Genomic DNA, 16,592 nt, shown 5'->3' with positions numbered 1-16,592 from the left:
GCAACGACATCGAATGGAATCGTTAAGGTATTGGAATTCGGACTTGTAGGATGATTTAGAGGACCTAACAACGTAAAGGTATAAGAGCCATCATTCGCTAGCGCGAGCGTGAAGATAGGAGTCCCGCTTGTCGTCGTACCTTGATAGGTCGTTGTGTTAGCCGCCCCTGTAATTTCTGTAATAGAAATCGCTTCAGTTCCAGAGGTCAATGTCGCTTCAAGCGCTGAGACATTACGCAGTTCGTAAACCTCAACTTTGTCTGCACCTTCAGTCGTAACAAATGCACCTGTCGCCTGAGCGATAACAGAGCTTAAATCATCTTCATCAACGACAAACGTACTCGCAGCAGTCATATCAGTGATGGTTGGCACATCATCCGTCACCGTGATCTGCAGATCGACCGCATTCGATTTATCTTGGTCGGAATCTTCAGCCACAACAGAGAAGTTAAGGTCAATCGTGTTTTCACCCGAGCCATCAGGATGTTTAATTGGTTTAAACAGTTCGAATTGATAGCTGTTATCCGAGGTATCGAAAATAATCTCGAACACCGCTTCATTACTCGTTGCAGTTTGAGCAACATAAGTAAATGTTGTGCCGTTTTGTGAAACAGCTTGCCACTCTAGACTTTCTCCATCGGAGGTTAAGCCAGTCAGAACCAAATCTTCATCAACCAGTTCATACTTCGCAACACCATCGGCGCCTTCATCAACCGTGAATAATCCATTAATAATGGTGTCTTCAGATTGATCGGAACCAATACCAGTGAGGTCATCCTCATCGACAACTGTTTCCCCTGTAGGTGCTGTCATCACTGGTACATCATCTTTTACATTAACGAGAATCTCAGCAGCTTCTGGTGTGTTCGAACCTCCAGACAGTGCAGAACGGTCGCCATCTGCATCAACAGCATAAATTGGCAATGCAAAAGTTAGCAGCGCATCTTCAGCGCCTTGATGAGAAAGTTCTTCATAAAGATTAAACTCATAGTTGCCCAATGAAGGGCTATCAATTTTAACATCAAAGACCGTAATTCTCGTTCCATTGACCTCAACGTAACCTTCATAAGTTCTTACACCACCGATCTCACCAATCAGCTCAAGTAGCACAGCCTCACCATTTGAAACCAAGGTGCCACCCGTATTAAATTCCGTCGGCTCCAGTTCATAATGGTCGATGATGTCGCTTTCGAAAATATCGGCAGTGATACTTCCGCTCCCCGCTACAGGCGCGGTTCCCTCTTGTGAGCCACCAATGATGCCTGCTTCATCGACACTAATACTGTCGACATTAGTAATGACTGGGCTATCGCCATCAGTGATAACAATGTTGATGTTATTGGTTACAACATCTTGGTCGAAATCGGTAATCGTGATCGGTAAATCGAACGTCAGTGAATCGGTGCCCACTTGTTCTATTGGATTAAACTGCTCGAATTTATAAGTACCATCGGTATCTAGTGAGATAGTGAGAACAACCTCACCTCGACCTTGAATGGACAAAGTGATCGTTGTCCCATCATCAGATAGCCTTGCAAGCGTATTTTGATTATCGCTGAGCAACCCATCAAACTGGTCCAGTGCACCAGCATCAAATACAGCTGATTGAAGATTATCACTACCAATATTGGAGAACGTTCCTTCAATTGCTGCACTGCTAGTTTCTACGTTACTGATATTCACACTTTCAGCAGACGGATCGCCCCCATCAACCACGGCAACTTGCGCATTAATTGGTGTTGCTAATGGGTTTCCGGCGGTGTCTTCACCTTGAATATCAAAAGTGATGTTAATTTGATCGCCTGTATAGGAAACCTGACCGCCACCAACAGACGTTACGTGATCAATTGGTTGAGAAATCGTTGTGGTCAATGAAAGCTCAGCGTTATTTCCAACACTAACAACATCGATGTCGATGCGTAATACTTCATCGGTGCCTTGAACACCAATGATAGAGTTCGTCGCCGCATCATAAGTAAACGTAACGGGTTGACCACTTGAAGTAATATCACTGTTTAGCTCTGTGAGTAGCGAAGCGAGAGACAGTGCTTCTGGAACAAAAGAATCAGGGGAGAGCGCTAAACTACCAGCAATAATCGTTTCGGTAGTTGTAATAGATTGGGGGTAGGTATTGCCAGAAATGGAGCCTTCGGTGAGCACTTCACTGATTGATTGACCTCCCGATGAACGGGTTATTGTTCTGAACTCTTCTCGGTCTTCATCAACCGTTTGTTCTGCTAGACCTGCGGTCTCAAAAAATGTCGACGGATGAGTTTCGGTGTAGTTGTAGTCAATCGTCACAAAGCCAGCGTTTGCAGAACCTAATCCGCCCCCCGCAGCCGTTGCTTCTAAGATTTGGGTCGGATCGGCACCACCTAAAATGGCTTCTTGGATAGCAGCAAATTCATCATCATCAAAATCTCCTGCATCGGCTTGCTGTAAGTCAAAATTAACTTCTCCAGCGATAGGAGCATCAGCCCACACTAAGTCTTGATCAACACAGCCAACACAATTACTTGCCACCTCAGTGACACCGTTTGGGTTACCTAATAACAGCTCTGCTTGGTTTGCAGTGATAACAATCTCGTTTTCACGAATAATATCGCCAACTGAAATTTTTCGTGCGCTTCCATCAGACTTAACCGCAATGACTTCTCCACTCACTGCCTCTACAACTGCAGCTTGGCGCGAAACTTCAATACCCATATATCCCCCGAGGTCACAAAATGCTGTATTGCCCAACATCGTGAAAATGATAGTAATAACGGTTTCAGGCTTAAATTATATTCAGAACTTATTCTCTGCATTAACAATCAATTACGTAGACTGATGTATGTGATGAGTCAGTTCCGTTTCGCCTGTTTTTTTTATAGTTTACTTAACTTTAAGCCTAGTCTTCCTTATCCGAAATGTCATGTCTGTGCGAAGTGACTTCTTTTCACAAATCTAGGCATTCACTTTAGTTTGTTCATGGACTAAGCAAAAGTTTATAGGGTGTTGATTAATATGCAATAAAACGCATACCTTAATTACACCTCAAATTTTTATAAATATATACAGTAATAAAGTTGATAAATCATTAGGATTTATGGGCGATTGATAGGGTCGATATATACCTAAACCCCAAAGAAGAACTAAATCCCATATTTGAGACAAGGTGCAGCATAAAGCTGATGAGAAACTGTTCAAACACCGTATATGGCGTCAATTGCATATACAACAGTTAGAGTATTGAATGGGTATACAGGGACAATGAGTAGAAGTTGCAAATGGATATTTCGAGGTATCCAAAAAAAGCCCACTAAGTTGAACCTTAGTGGGCTTTAAAATCAGTATATAGCGTTATGCTGTTAGCAATGACACACAACTATTTAGCAAGGCGATTTGCAGTCCAGACGTAAAGCAGCTCGAGAGCAATCGTCGCACCAGCCAATGCCGTAATTTCGCTTTGGTCATAGGCAGGAGACACTTCTACAACGTCCATACCAACCATGTTGATACCCTGTAAGCCACGGATGATTTTGAGTACTTTATCTGAGTTCAAACCACCACACACAGGCGTCCCAGTACCCGGCGCAAAAGCAGGATCCAGACAATCGATATCAAACGTTAGGTAAACTGGCTTATCACCAACAATGCCTTTCACTTGAGCAATGATCTCATCCACGCTCATGTCATTCGCTTGCATCGCATTGATAACATTAAAGCCATGACCTTCCTGCTTATACTCTGTACGAATACCTATTTGCACAGAATGCTCAGGCGAGATTAACCCTTCATTTGGCGCATAGTAGAACATAGTACCGTGATCGTAACGACTGCCCTGATTGTAAGTATCAGTGTGCGCGTCAAAATGAATCAGAGCCATTTCACCGTACTTCTTGCCGTATGCTCTTAGCAAAGGCAATGTAATGAAGTGATCGCCACCTAAACCTAACAATGTTTTACCACTGTTTAGAATCGCATTTGCAGCCGCTTCTAAACGCTGAGTTAAATCTTCAGCATCACCGCAATCAAACACAAGATCGCCAGCATCAATCACCGAGGTATGTTCAAATACATTGAAGTCCCAAGGAAATTTTTTGCCTTCCCACGCCAAGTTTACAGACGCACGACGAATCGCATCAGGGCCCATACGAGCACCCGGTCGACCAGACGTCGCCATATCTAACGGCACGCCCAACACAACCACATCAGCATCGTTATCAATTGGGTTCTGTACCAATGGACGACGCATAAACGTCATCGCATTGGAATACAGCGAGTAATCTGGTTTGGTAAATAGATCGTTCATTAAAAATCCTCAAGATAGGTGTAACCCATCAAGCCTTGCTCTAACTCTTCAAGTACACTTTGCTGTTCTTGCGCTGGTACTTTCGCCGTGACCAATTCTTTGTAGTTCTGACGAATTAAGTCCATATCGATATGAACGTAACGCATCATATCTTCAACCGTGTCGCCTTCGTTGATGTAGTCGATATTCGCTTCACCGCTTTCGTCAACGTTGACCACTACGCTGTGAGTATCACCAAATAGGTTATGCATATCACCCAAGATCTCTTGGTATGCGCCTACTAAGAAAAAGCCCATCAGGTATGGTTCATCTGGGTTCCATGCAGGAACTGGCAGAGTCGTTTCAATACCTTGGCCATCAACATACTGGTCAATCGTACCGTCAGAGTCACATGTGATGTCCAATACAACAGCGCGTCGCTCGTCCGCATTATCCAAACCACTTAGAGGTAATACAGGGAATACCTGATCGATACCCCAAGCATCTGGCAACGATTGGAACAACGAGAAGTTAACAAAGAACTTGTCGGCTAAACGCTCGCTCAACTCATCCAAAATAGGACGGTGGTAACGGTTCTTAGTGCTCATTCGAGAGCTAAGTTCGTAGTTAATGCGCAAAGACATCTGCTCTGCCCAAGCACGGTGTTGAAGATTCAGCATGCCTGTTGCAAATTGGTTGTGTGCTTCTGCGATATCACTTTGCGTGTCGTTGTAGATCTCAATCAACGCTCGGTCATCATTACCAGCATCGAGCTCTAAGAAGTTCTTCCACATGTTGTTTAGCAACATTGGAGCTTCAGCTTCAGGCGCAGCCATATCTTCCGGCGAGTAGCTTTCAGTACCAATCACGTTGGTGATCAGTACAGCATGGTGCGCTGTCAGTGAGCGACCAGATTCTGAAATAATCACAGGTTGTGGCTGATTGTAGAGTTTACAAATATCCCCTACTGTCATCACAATGTTACGAGCGTACTCAAGTAAGCCGTAATTCATTGAGTTTGAAGATTGGCTACGTGTGCCGTCGTAATCGACTGCCAAGCCACCACCAACATCTAAGAACTTCAGTTGAGCGCCAATATCACGCAGTTCACAGTAGAAACGAGCTGCTTCACTCACGCCATTTCGCACGTCACGAATGTTTGCCATTTGTGAACCTAGGTGGAAGTGCACAAGTTCAAGTACATCCAGCTGGTCTTCGGCTTTCAAGCGTTCGATAACAGTAAGCACTTGTGATGCAGACAAACCGAATTTCGACTTCTCACCACCACTTGCTTGCCATTTACCTGCGCCTTGAGAAGCAAGACGGATACGTAAACCCAAACGAGGTTTTACGCCAAGTGCTTTCGCTTCAGAAAGAACAAGATCAAGCTCAGACAGCTTCTCTAGAACGATAAAAACCTTGTGCCCTAGTTTCTCGCCAATCAGTGCAAGGCGGATGTATTCTCTGTCTTTGTAACCGTTACACACGATCACAGAGCTCGCTTTTTGAGCCAACGCCAGTACCGCTAATAGTTCAGGTTTGCTGCCCGCCTCTAGTCCTAGCTGCTTTTGCTCTAATTGAGCTTGGCTCGCTAAGATCTCATCAACCACTTCTTTTTGTTGGTTAACTTTAATCGGATAAACAAGTAGGTAACGATTGTCGTACTGATATTCGTCGATCGCTTGGTTAAATGCGTTACAGATATTGTGCACACGTTGATGCACTATTTGAGGAAAACGCACAAGAGCAGGTAAACCAATATTTCTTTGCTCTAACTGTTTTACGATCTTACTTAGTGGGACTTGATGATCCGTCTCGCTCGGTGAAACATACACCTCACCGTTATCATCAATTCCATAAAAACCTTGGCTCCAGTGCTTTACATTATACTCAGCACGGATGCGTTCCAAATTAACCGAATTTTCCAATTCTAGAGACCTCACACTATAGGGCCATCGACAGAAGATACCTCTTTGGAATAGCGAGGTATAACCCAACAAAAAGCGTTCAAAAACGATTTGTTGGCTGCATTAACCGATATTATTAAGAGCGAGTCCAACCATTGATATTTGTGGTGACGATTACGTTTTTTTATCGACAGATCGACTTAAAATGACAGGTAAGGAATTACAAGGTTTTAGGGTAAAAAACAGGCTGAAGCGCATTAAATATAAAGCAATTTCTCACATTAAATTAGGGAGAAAAAATGTGCAGAAACCAAAAGATTTTTAGTAAATTGAGTGAGGTTAAGTCAGAGTTGTGACAAATATAAGCACTTCACAATCTGAACTCTCGCTATCACCAACACAGCTTGTGTCCCGCGATTCGATGCCGATAAACACTTCATTCTTCCTACTAGAACTCGCTCACTTCAATGTTGTAACCGCTCAATTTTTGAACTTTTCTCGCGCATATCTTGTATTCGGTTCAATCTTCTTGTAATTTCAACTGACCAACCAATCGGTCAGCCTTCGAATTTAGGGGATACTATGAGCCATAATCTAGACCTTGAACCAAACACGTCGAGCACCAACGACATGGATCAAATATTCAACCGACAACAAGATCACTACCGCAATAACGTTAATCCTACGCTTGAGCAGAGAAGAGAAAACCTCTCAGTATTAAAAGCGTTGTTAATGCGCTATCAAGAGCAATTGATTGAGGCAGTATCTGAAGATTATGGCCATCGAGCAAAGCACGACAGCTTGATTGCTGATATCACCCCTTCTCTTCACCAAATTAATTACAGTGATAAGAACCTTAAGAAATGGTTGAAGCCATCTCGTAGAAAAGCAGGCTTGATGCTAACACCAGCGAAGATCACTGTTCACTATCAACCGGTAGGCGTTGTAGGCATTATCGTTCCTTGGAACTTTCCTATAATGCTCTCTTTAGGTCCTCTCATCACTGCGTTAGCGGCGGGCAACACTGCAATGCTCAAGATGTCCGAGTTTACTCCTGCGACCAACCGAGTTTTGAAAACCATGCTGGCCGAAGGCTTTAGTGAAGATCAAGTCGCGATTATCGAAGGCGAAGCGGATGTTTCCGCTAAATTTAGCCAACTGCCGTTTGACCATATCCTTTTCACAGGCTCGACCTCTGTGGGTAAGCACGTCATGAGAGCAGCAGCCGACAACTTAACGCCAGTAACTTTGGAGTTAGGCGGCAAGTCTCCAACCATCATTGCCCCTGACTTTGATGTGGCTGACGCTGTTGAACGTATCTTGTTTGCCAAGAGTCTAAACGCTGGCCAGATATGTGTAGCGCCTGATTACATCTTATTGCCGCGAGAAAAATCAGACGAGTTCATCACAGCCTATAAGCGTTATTTCAAGAAGCTTTATAAAGCCGGTATTGAGAGCAAAGACTTAACCTCAGTGATCAACATGCGCCAATACAATCGCTTGAAAGGTGTCATTGAAGACGCACAAGCCAAAGGCGCGGTTATTCACACGGTAACCGAACAAGCACAAGACGATGTAAACCACAGAATGACGCCGCACCTTCTCACCGAAGTGAACGATGAGATGCTCGCGATGCAAGAAGAGCTGTTTGGTCCTGTTTTGCCTATCGTGCCTTATGATTCCATCGAAGAAGCAATCAATTACATCACAGAGAGAGAACGCCCACTGGCTCTGTACCTAATGAGCCATAATAAAGAAACCCAAGACAAGCTTTTATCAGACACGCACTCTGGCGGCGTGTGTATTAATGATTCTTTGGTGCATGTGGCTGCAGAAGACGCACCATTCGGTGGCATCGGCCCTTCAGGCATGGGACACTATCACGGCATTGAGGGCTTCAAGACCCTTAGCCATGCCAAAACCGTTCTAAGTAGAGGAAAAATCAACTTCACCAAGTTAATGCATCCTCCTTACAACAACCCAATCAAGAAACTGATGTTCAAAGTACTCAATAGATGATCACCAAAAGACAAAAAATCCTAGATGCTGCACTCCTGCTCTTCTCTCAACAAGGGCTAGAGGGCACATCTACCGGACAAATAGCGAAAACCGCCGGCGTGGCAAAAGCGACGTTGTTCCACCACTTCGAGAATAAATCTCTATTGATTGATGAACTGTTTCGCGAGCTGAAGCTAGAGCTATTCTCGACCCTTCAACCGCACACTGATGTGGCTGTAGAAGATCGCTACCAAACCTTTAAGTTCATGTGGATCACAGGAATTGAGTGGGCATTAGAGAATCCGGTTGCGATGAAGTTCTTCACCAATGTTCATTTCGACCCAACGACTCAAACTCGAGAAGTGATTGTTTCACAGATGTTCGCATCGCTAGACGAGATCATTTTGAAAGGGCAACAAGATGGTGAATTGATGGTGTTGGACATTAACCTTGTTAGACACTTCATTCATAGCCACTTTCTGATTTGTGCAAACTGGCTGATTGAACAAAGCGAGTCTCCACCAGAGCAAACATCGAAGTACATCAACGATAGCTTTGATATGTGTTGGCGCGCCGTTGGTGGGCAAACCAAGTAGCTTTAGCTTTAAGCCCAAGGCTCTAAGCTCTAAACCCAAAGATATAAGTTCTAGACTCAACTGATTTCCAATAATGATCACTAAAGCGCCACAAAGGCGCTTTAATTATTTGAACACAATTTAATCACCTCAACATATTGACTCAGAGTACTTTCTTTCAGTACCATCCCACCATCATTTCAAAAGAGAATAACGCCATAATGAAGTACTAACATCCTGACATCCGATTTATTTTTATAAAAATCATTTGGACACTCGGGGTTAGTGGGCGTTACTTCATCATCTATTTTCACGACAAATCAAGCTCTTAAAGATCCGTTTTTTGACAAACAAACATCTTTAAGATCAGTACCTCAAAGACAGGAACCATCTCAATACCGCTTTCTCTCTTTCATTGGTCATCTATCTAAGTAACGCCTTTGGCGATCTGTTGTTAGCATCCAGCAGGAGCTTACACAGAAAAGCGCCTCACCCCTTTTACTCGTTTACACGTAAAGGGAGGTATTTCTATGCCGACTATATTAGCCAATAATCTCTCATTCCAACTCGATACTGGTGAGTGGTTATTCAAAAACATCACCTTTAATTTGAGCAGTCGCCTGACAGGCTTAGTCGGAAGAAATGGGGCGGGAAAGTCACTACTGCTTTCATTACTGGTCGGGCAAACACAACCCACATCAGGCAGTGTTTCCAGACAAGGCTCGATCGGCTTTTACTCCCAGTTGCCTTCAAAGCTATTGGATAGCACAACCAGCATTGCTGACTTCTTGGGGATCACCGAAAAGTTAGACGCATTACATGCCATAGAACAAGGCAGCTGCGAACTTCAGCACTTCAATATCGTTGGCGAGGATTGGGATTTACAAGCGAACACAAAGCAACTTTTAGCCACATTGAAAATAACCAGTGGGTTAACCACACCGTGCCATACATTGAGTGGTGGGCAACTCGCCCTTTTACAGCTTCATCGGTTATTCGCCTCAAACCACGACATACTGATTCTCGACGAACCTACAAACCATTTGGATAGCGAAGGGCGCAATTGGTTACTAGAACAGTGCCAGTTGTTTGAAGGAAAAGTACTTGTCGTCAGTCACGATCGAAGCTTGTTGAGACACATGGAAGGGATCTATCACCTCAACAGTTTGGGCATGCGTTTCTATAAAGGGAATTACGATGATTACTTCACGCAAATGTCGAGTCAAAGTGAAGTACTGGACAAGCAGATAACGCATCATCAATCGGAAAAGAAACGACTCGAGCGCCAAGCTCAGACTAACAAGGAAAAAGCACAACAACGTGAATCTCAAGGTAACCGACTCCGAAAATCAGGTAGCCAACCCAAGATATTATTGGATGCAATGAAAGATAAAGCAGGACGAACCCAAGGAGCATCGGCAACAAGCCACAGGAACTTAAAGGATCAAAACCAACATAAGCTTCAATCTCTTAAAGAACAGCAAGAGCAACTGAAGCCGCAAGCGTTGTACCTACAACAAGCGAATCGTTCTAAAAAACACTCACTATTAACCGTTGAAGAGTGTCGCATGAGTTTTGGTTCTGGTGCTCCTATTAGCTTCTCTCTATCACAAGGGGAACGATGTTATCTAACTGGGGCTAATGGGTGCGGAAAATCGACACTGTTAAAAGCCATTCACGGCCAACGCTCGAACTATATTGGATCCATTAAGCGCTTAGGGGCGACGGTATACTTGGATCAACACTTTGGCCTGTTGGACACCAACGACACCATGTTCGATAGTTTGATGACACACAGCTTTGGGTTAACAGAAAGTGACGCTCGAACCTTGTTGGCAGGGATTGGGTTCAGGCGAGACTCTGTATACCGAAAAGTGGCTCATTTAAGTGGTGGTGAAAAAATGAAACTGGCGATGTTGATCGTTAGCCATAAGCAGGATGCCCCACTTCTTTTGCTTGATGAGCCAGACAATCACTTGGACATAGACTCAAAGCAAATATTGGCTTCGGCTCTGCGTGAATACCAAAGTGCGTTCATCTTGGTCAGTCATGATAGCGATTTTGTTGAGGAGGTCGGCGTTAGCCAAAACCATATCCAGCTTTAGTCCATGTCCCTAAACCTTGAGTCTTAAACCTGTTAGGCGAGCTTCATTACTGATGCTCGCCTTTCTCGGTTGAGACAAGTAAACTACACGCCTCGAACATCTATTCATAAGGCTAAGGTTTGCATACTCTAGAACAATTAAAATCAGGGCAACTTAAAGGTATTAAGCGCTTAAAACTGTCGGAAAGTCTCACCGAGTTTCCTCTAGAAATCATAGAGCTTGCAGATTCTCTTGAGATCCTAGACCTTTCAGGTAATCAGCTGTCAGACCTACCAGCCGAGTTATCAAAGCTAACTAACCTGCGTATTATCTTCGCGTCGAATAACCTGTTTACGCACCTGCCTGATGTTCTTGGGTCACTTCCTAAGCTTGAAATGATCGGTTTCAAGACCAACCAAATCAAAACCGTAAGTGAAGTATCTCTACCACCTCAATTACGCTGGTTGATCCTGACAGACAACGCAATCGAGGTTCTCCCTCACTCTTTAGGTAAAAGACCACGCCTACAAAAACTCGCATTGGCGGGTAACAAGATTCGCGTTTTACCAGAAAGTATGGAAAACCTATCGAACCTTGAACTGGTTCGTCTGTCTGCAAACCAACTGACTGAATTCCCAGAGTTTCTTATCAAGCTACCAAAACTGGCTTGGTTAGCGTTTGCGGGTAACCCATTTTGCAAACACCCAAGCAGCTTAGATAGCGTGCCTGCCGTAAGCTCACAATGCTACTCACTGAATCAAGTTCTTGGGCAAGGTGCGTCTGGGATAATTTCTCATGCTAACTGGTTAAATCGTGACTTTGATTTCCCACAAGAAGTGGCGGTTAAAGTATTCAAAGGCGAAGTAACAAGCGACGGTTACCCACACGATGAACTCGAAGCCTGCCTTCAAGCTGGTCATCATAGCAACCTAGTGAAGTCTATCGCTCAAGTCGACGAGTCTGACTACCTAGCGTTAGTCATGGAACTGATTCCGAGCAACTATTACAACCTAGGCTTGCCCCCTACTCTTGAAAGTTGTACTCGTGATACGTTCAACGAAGGCTTCGAGCTTTCAATTGCTCAGATCAACAGCATTACCGAACAAATGATTGATGTGTTTGAACACCTTCATGCCAATAAGGTGTGTCACGGTGACTTGTATGCGCACAACACCCTGGTCAATGAGCAAGGCCGAATGATCTTTGGCGATTTTGGAGCAGCGACTATCTACGGTTACCTAACAGAAGAGCAGCAACAAGGTATTCGACAAATCGAAGCTCGCGCTCTCAAGTACTTTATTGAAGACCTATTGACGGTTTGCGCTGCAAGCGATATCAATTCAGAGTTGTATAAGAAACTCGAAAACTATCACGCATAAGAGCTACCAAGCTTAAGCGTTCAATCAAGTTTCTCCGGAAATGAAAAAGCTAACGTTTATCGTTAGCTTTTTTTGTTTTGGAATTTGATGAATCCAATCAGGCTCAAGTTTGGCTTATTTCTGTTACGAATGACTTAACTAGCTTCCACTTGAACAAGCTTGAGGTAAGAGTGGAGTTCTTGATTCTTATACTCCACTGCCGAATGAATATTGAGGTCTTTACACGCGACAACATCAAACTGGTAACGATTGTCACCTTTATTGATTTCGACTTGCAGCAACCCACTTTTCAGCAACCAATGACCTTGGGTTTCAAATCGGTCAAACAAATGATATTCCGTTAGACTACCATCAGAATGAAAGTGAACCTCGGTAATGTACCCTGCTGGGCAACTTTTTACCCAAGTCCGCCCTAAGACATCTTCTTCAACAAAGTTTCTTTTGCTCTCGCACCACTTTAAATAATCGGCACTCTCACTCAGATCACTATCAAGGTCATTCTTAGACAGTAACGTTTGATCTTGTTGTTCACGACAGTAAAGCTGAAGCAGTGTCTGCTGGTTATTACTCATTAATCGCCATCCCTAGCTAGTCAATCCAATAAGGCTTAAGCTACCAACTCATAAGAGACAACATAAAGCTCAGAGATCCCTGGGTAGATATCTTGAATCACACCCTTCAGAACTTCTAGCGTCATGTTCTCTTGCTCCGCATGGAACTCACCTAAGTCATCAAACAAAATTGGCTCAACGCTGATGATCTTAAGATTACAGAACACACGGTCTTGCTCTAGCGTCGATACTTCCACAACACTGCCTGGCCGGTAGTCTCGCTCAGATTCATCACGAATAGTAATCGTCTTCTTGCCAGATAGGATGTCAGTTTCAAAACGTTCGAAGAACGTCATAGTGGTCGGTGCGGTCATTTATTTCGGTCGCTTTACATTTAAAGGTTAGGTAAATGTTTATATACCAGAATGCGTGTTCAAGCGAATAAAAATTAGGTGCGGGATGCGAGATGCGAGATGCGAGATGCGAGATGCGAGATGCGAGATGCGAGATGCGAGAGAGTATGGCAAAGCCAAATTACAGGCAATAAAAAAGGAGAACCGAAGTTCTCCTTTTCTTAAACCTTTAAGCTAACTCTAAATTATAGAGATGCTTTCGCTTTTTCAACTAGAACAGCAAATGCTGCTTTGTCGAATACTGCGATGTCAGCAAGAATCTTACGGTCGATCTCGATAGATGCTTTCTTTAGGCCATTGATGAAACGGCTGTAAGATAGACCATTTTGACGAGATGCCGCGTTGATACGTGCAATCCAAAGTTGACGGAATTGACGTTTCTTGTTGCGACGGTCACGGTAAGCGTATTGACCAGCTTTGGTAACTGCTTGGAAAGCTACGCGGTAAACACGTGAACGTGCTCCGTAGTAACCTTTAGCTTGTTTTAGAACTTTCTTATGACGTGCACGAGCTTGTACACCACGTTTTACGCGAGGCATTATGCTTCTCCTAAACTAAACGAATTTATAAACTAAAAAGAATTAAGCGTATGGCATCATACGTAGAACTTGAGCAACTTCACATTTAGGAAGGATCGAGTTCGGACGTAGCTGACGCTTGTTCTTAGTAGTACGCTTAGTCAGGATGTGACGTTTACCAGCGTGCTTAAACTTAATACCACCAGCAGTTTTCTGGAAACGCTTAGCAGCACCTTTGTTGGTTTTCATCTTAGGCATGATGAATAACTCCGCATTGTTGAGTTGTTAATAACATAGTAATTAGGGCGAATAAAACCCCGCAACCTGAGGCTGCAGGGTTCAATTACTTGCAAAGCCGTTAATTACTTCTTTTTAGGGGCCAACACCATGATCATCTGGCGACCTTCAATTCTCGTTGGGAAAGATTCGACTACTGCAAATTCTTCAGTATCCGCTTTCAAACGATTAAGAACGTCAACACCGATTTCTTGGTGAGCCATTTCGCGGCCACGGAAGCGAATTGTTACCTTCACTTTGTTGCCGTCTTCTAGGAAACCAGTCAGGTTGCGTAGTTTTACCTGATAGTCTCCAATATCAGTTCCAGGTCGGAATTTAATTTCCTTGATCTGAACCTGCTTTTGCTTCTTCTTCTGCTCTTTCGCAGCTTTGCTCTTCTCGAAGAGGAACTTACCGTAGTCCATCACACGACAAACTGGCGGCTCGGCGTTAGGGCTGATCTCTACAAGATCCATACCAGCTTCATTTGCAGCTTCCATCGCTTCAGCGATTGATACTACACCAACAGCTTCGCCGTCTGCGCCAGTTAGACGCACTTCACGAACGCCACGAATGTCACCGTTTAAACGGTGCTGGTTTTGTTTGGCCGGTTGTTGGCCACGTCTTCCGCCTTTAATAGCTATTCCTCCAGATTGAGCTTACGGCTTGAAACCTCGGCTTGGATGTATGAAATAAAGTCATCCACTTTAAATTTGCCAAGGTCCTTACCTTTACGTGTACGTACTGCAATTTCGCCGGCTTCCATTTCTTGGTCACCACACACAAGCATGAACGGTACACGTTTCAAAGTATGTTCGCGGATTTTAAAGCCAATCTTCTCATTTCTCAAGTCTGCTTTGACTCTAAATCCACTTTTTTGCAGTTTTTTCGTAATTTCTTGTACATATTCAGACTGTTTGTCTGTAATGCCCATTACAACTGCTTGTTCTGGCGCCAACCACGTTGGGAAGAAGCCAGCGTATTCTTCAATAAGAATACCAATGAAGCGTTCTAGTGAACCTAAAATCGCGCGGTGGATCATAACTGGCGTGTGACGCTCGTTATCTTCACCTACGTAAGTAGCACCTAAACGTTCTGGTAATGCAAAATCGAGCTGCACTGTACCACATTGCCAAGCGCGGTCCAAACAATCATGCAAAGTAAATTCAATCTTAGGTCCGTAGAACGCACCCTCGCCTTCTTGAATCTCGTATGCAATGTCCATTGCCTCTAGCGCTTGCTTAAGGTCAGCCTCTGCACGGTCCCACATTTCGTCTGAACCTACACGCTGTTCTGGACGAGTAGATAGCTTAACAACGATGCTTTCGAAGCCGAAAGTTGTGTAAGTATCGTAAACCATTTCAATACAAGCTTTAACTTCTTGTTGAACTTGGTCTTCAGTACAGAATACGTGAGCATCATCTTGAGTGAAGCCACGAACACGCATAATGCCGTGAAGTGCGCCAGACGGCTCGTTACGGTGACATGAGCCGAACTCAGCCATACGTAGCGGTAGATCACGGTAAGATTTCAAACCTTGGTTGAAGATTTGAACGTGACCAGGACAGTTCATTGGCTTGATAGCGTATTCACGGTTCTCTGAAGAAGTAGTGAACATCGCTTCAGCGTACTTATCCCAGTGACCAGAGCGTTCCCAAAGAACACGGTCCATCATTAATGGGCCTTTAACTTCTTGGTAATCGTACTCAGTCAGTTTTTGACGAATAAATACTTCTAGCTCACGGAAGATAGTCCAACCGTTGTGGTGCCAGAACACCATGCCTGGTGCTTCTTGCTGCATGTGGAATAGGTCAAGCGCTTTACCGATTTTACGGTGGTCACGTTTAGCCGCTTCTTCTAGGCGCACAAGGTGAGCTTTAAGTGCCTTCTTGTCGTGGAATGCAGTGCCGTAGATACGTTGAAGCATCTTGTTGTCACTGTTACCACGCCAGTATGCACCCGCTACGTTAAGTAGAGTGAAGTGCTGGCAGAAGCTCATGTTAGGCACGTGTGGACCACGACACATATCGATGTATTCTTCGTGATGGTACAGGCCTGGACGATCGTCTTTAGAAACGTTCTCGTCCAAGATTTCAATCTTGTAAGTCTCGCCGCGAGCTTCGAATGCGTCGCGCGCTTCCTGCCAGCTAACTTTCTTCTTAACAACCTGGTATTTGGTCTTCGCTAGCTCTTTCATGCGCTTTTCGATCTTTTCTAGATCGTCTTGCGTTAGAGAGTGCTCAAGATCGATATCGTAGTAGAAACCGTTATCAATAGTAGGACCGATCGCCATTTTCGCTTCTGGAAAAAGCTGCTTAACCGCGTGGCCTAAAAGGTGAGCACAAGAGTGACGAACGATTTCAAGGCCATCAACTTCATCTTTAGCTGTGATGATTTCTAGGCTTGCATCGTTTTCGATAAGATCACAAGCATCAACACGCTCGCCGTCTACACGACCAGCAATGGTAGCTTTCGCAAGACCAGGACCGATTGATAGGGCAACATCTAGAGTTGATACAGGGTTGTCAAATTGACGCTGACTACCGTCAGGAAGAGTAATAATTGGCATTATTTGTCCTTTACAGTGGTGTTGCACACCAAGCAACACATGAAAATGTT

The 16,592-nt window shown here is 44.2% G+C and carries 13 protein-coding genes; 4 read left to right on the top strand and 9 right to left on the bottom strand.

Annotated elements, in window-relative coordinates; translation table 11 throughout:
* The 3 genes from AB6D06_RS14770 to speA form a co-directional block, all read right to left on the bottom strand.
* Positions 1 to 2,705, bottom strand: a 2,705-nt coding sequence (locus AB6D06_RS14770) for a retention module-containing protein (protein ID WP_372110711.1), incomplete at its 3' end; no start/stop codon positions are given.
* A 661-nt stretch (positions 2,706 to 3,366) separates the two neighbouring features.
* Positions 3,367 to 4,293: an agmatinase gene (gene speB / locus AB6D06_RS14765; RefSeq protein WP_372101427.1), complete on the bottom strand. Its 927-nt coding sequence runs from the start codon at positions 4,291 to 4,293 to the stop codon at positions 3,367 to 3,369.
* Positions 4,293 to 6,200 (bottom strand): arginine decarboxylase, encoded by a 1,908-nt coding sequence (gene speA / locus AB6D06_RS14760; RefSeq protein ID WP_372101425.1) that lies wholly within the window; start codon positions 6,198 to 6,200, stop codon positions 4,293 to 4,295. Before speA ends, speB begins: the two co-directional genes overlap by 1 nt.
* A gap of 561 nt (positions 6,201 to 6,761) precedes the next feature.
* Here speA and AB6D06_RS14755 point away from each other — a divergent pair.
* From AB6D06_RS14755 to AB6D06_RS14740, 4 genes are all read left to right on the top strand, one after another.
* A complete protein-coding gene (locus AB6D06_RS14755; protein ID WP_372101423.1) occupies positions 6,762 to 8,198 on the top strand; it encodes a coniferyl aldehyde dehydrogenase in 1,437 nt (478 codons plus the stop codon).
* Positions 8,195 to 8,773 (top strand): TetR/AcrR family transcriptional regulator, encoded by a 579-nt coding sequence (locus tag AB6D06_RS14750; RefSeq protein WP_017066051.1) that lies wholly within the window; start codon positions 8,195 to 8,197, stop codon positions 8,771 to 8,773. The genes AB6D06_RS14755 and AB6D06_RS14750 overlap by 4 nt, the downstream gene beginning before the upstream one ends.
* A 509-nt stretch (positions 8,774 to 9,282) precedes the next feature.
* Positions 9,283 to 10,857, top strand: coding sequence for an ABC-F family ATP-binding cassette domain-containing protein (locus AB6D06_RS14745; RefSeq protein WP_372101421.1), 1,575 nt, complete (start codon positions 9,283 to 9,285; stop codon positions 10,855 to 10,857).
* 119 nt (positions 10,858 to 10,976) lie between these two features.
* Positions 10,977 to 12,215: a leucine-rich repeat-containing protein kinase family protein gene (locus AB6D06_RS14740; protein ID WP_372101419.1), complete on the top strand. Its 1,239-nt coding sequence runs from the start codon at positions 10,977 to 10,979 to the stop codon at positions 12,213 to 12,215.
* Between the two features lie 134 nt (positions 12,216 to 12,349).
* On the opposite strand, the gene AB6D06_RS14735 is transcribed toward AB6D06_RS14740, so the two are convergent.
* From AB6D06_RS14735 to thrS, 6 genes are all read right to left on the bottom strand, one after another.
* On the bottom strand, positions 12,350 to 12,787 hold the full coding sequence (locus tag AB6D06_RS14735; RefSeq protein ID WP_372101417.1) for a hypothetical protein: 438 nt from the start codon (positions 12,785 to 12,787) through the stop codon (positions 12,350 to 12,352).
* 35 nt (positions 12,788 to 12,822) lie between these two features.
* Entirely contained in the window at positions 12,823 to 13,140 is a 318-nt protein-coding gene (gene yqfB / locus AB6D06_RS14730) for a N(4)-acetylcytidine aminohydrolase (protein WP_372101416.1), read from the bottom strand.
* Positions 13,141 to 13,364: 224 nt separating this feature from the next.
* The gene (rplT, locus tag AB6D06_RS14725; RefSeq protein WP_004733517.1) at positions 13,365 to 13,718 is read right to left on the bottom strand and encodes a 50S ribosomal protein L20; all 354 of its coding nucleotides are present in this window, start codon (positions 13,716 to 13,718) and stop codon (positions 13,365 to 13,367) included.
* A gap of 42 nt (positions 13,719 to 13,760) precedes the next feature.
* Positions 13,761 to 13,955: a 50S ribosomal protein L35 gene (rpmI, locus tag AB6D06_RS14720; protein WP_004738430.1), complete on the bottom strand. Its 195-nt coding sequence runs from the start codon at positions 13,953 to 13,955 to the stop codon at positions 13,761 to 13,763.
* A gap of 104 nt (positions 13,956 to 14,059) precedes the next feature.
* Positions 14,060 to 14,611: a translation initiation factor IF-3 gene (infC, locus tag AB6D06_RS14715; RefSeq protein WP_076654893.1), complete on the bottom strand. Its 552-nt coding sequence runs from the start codon at positions 14,609 to 14,611 to the stop codon at positions 14,060 to 14,062.
* Positions 14,612 to 14,613: 2 nt separating this feature from the next.
* Positions 14,614 to 16,542 (bottom strand): threonine--tRNA ligase, encoded by a 1,929-nt coding sequence (gene thrS / locus AB6D06_RS14710; protein WP_017059786.1) that lies wholly within the window; start codon positions 16,540 to 16,542, stop codon positions 14,614 to 14,616.
* Positions 16,543 to 16,592 lie beyond the last annotated feature (50 nt).

Source organism: Vibrio sp. 10N.239.311.G01 (genome assembly GCF_041465805.1).
GTDB lineage: Bacteria > Pseudomonadota > Gammaproteobacteria > Enterobacterales > Vibrionaceae > Vibrio > Vibrio crassostreae_C.
This window is presented reverse-complemented; position numbering and strand designations above follow the sequence as displayed.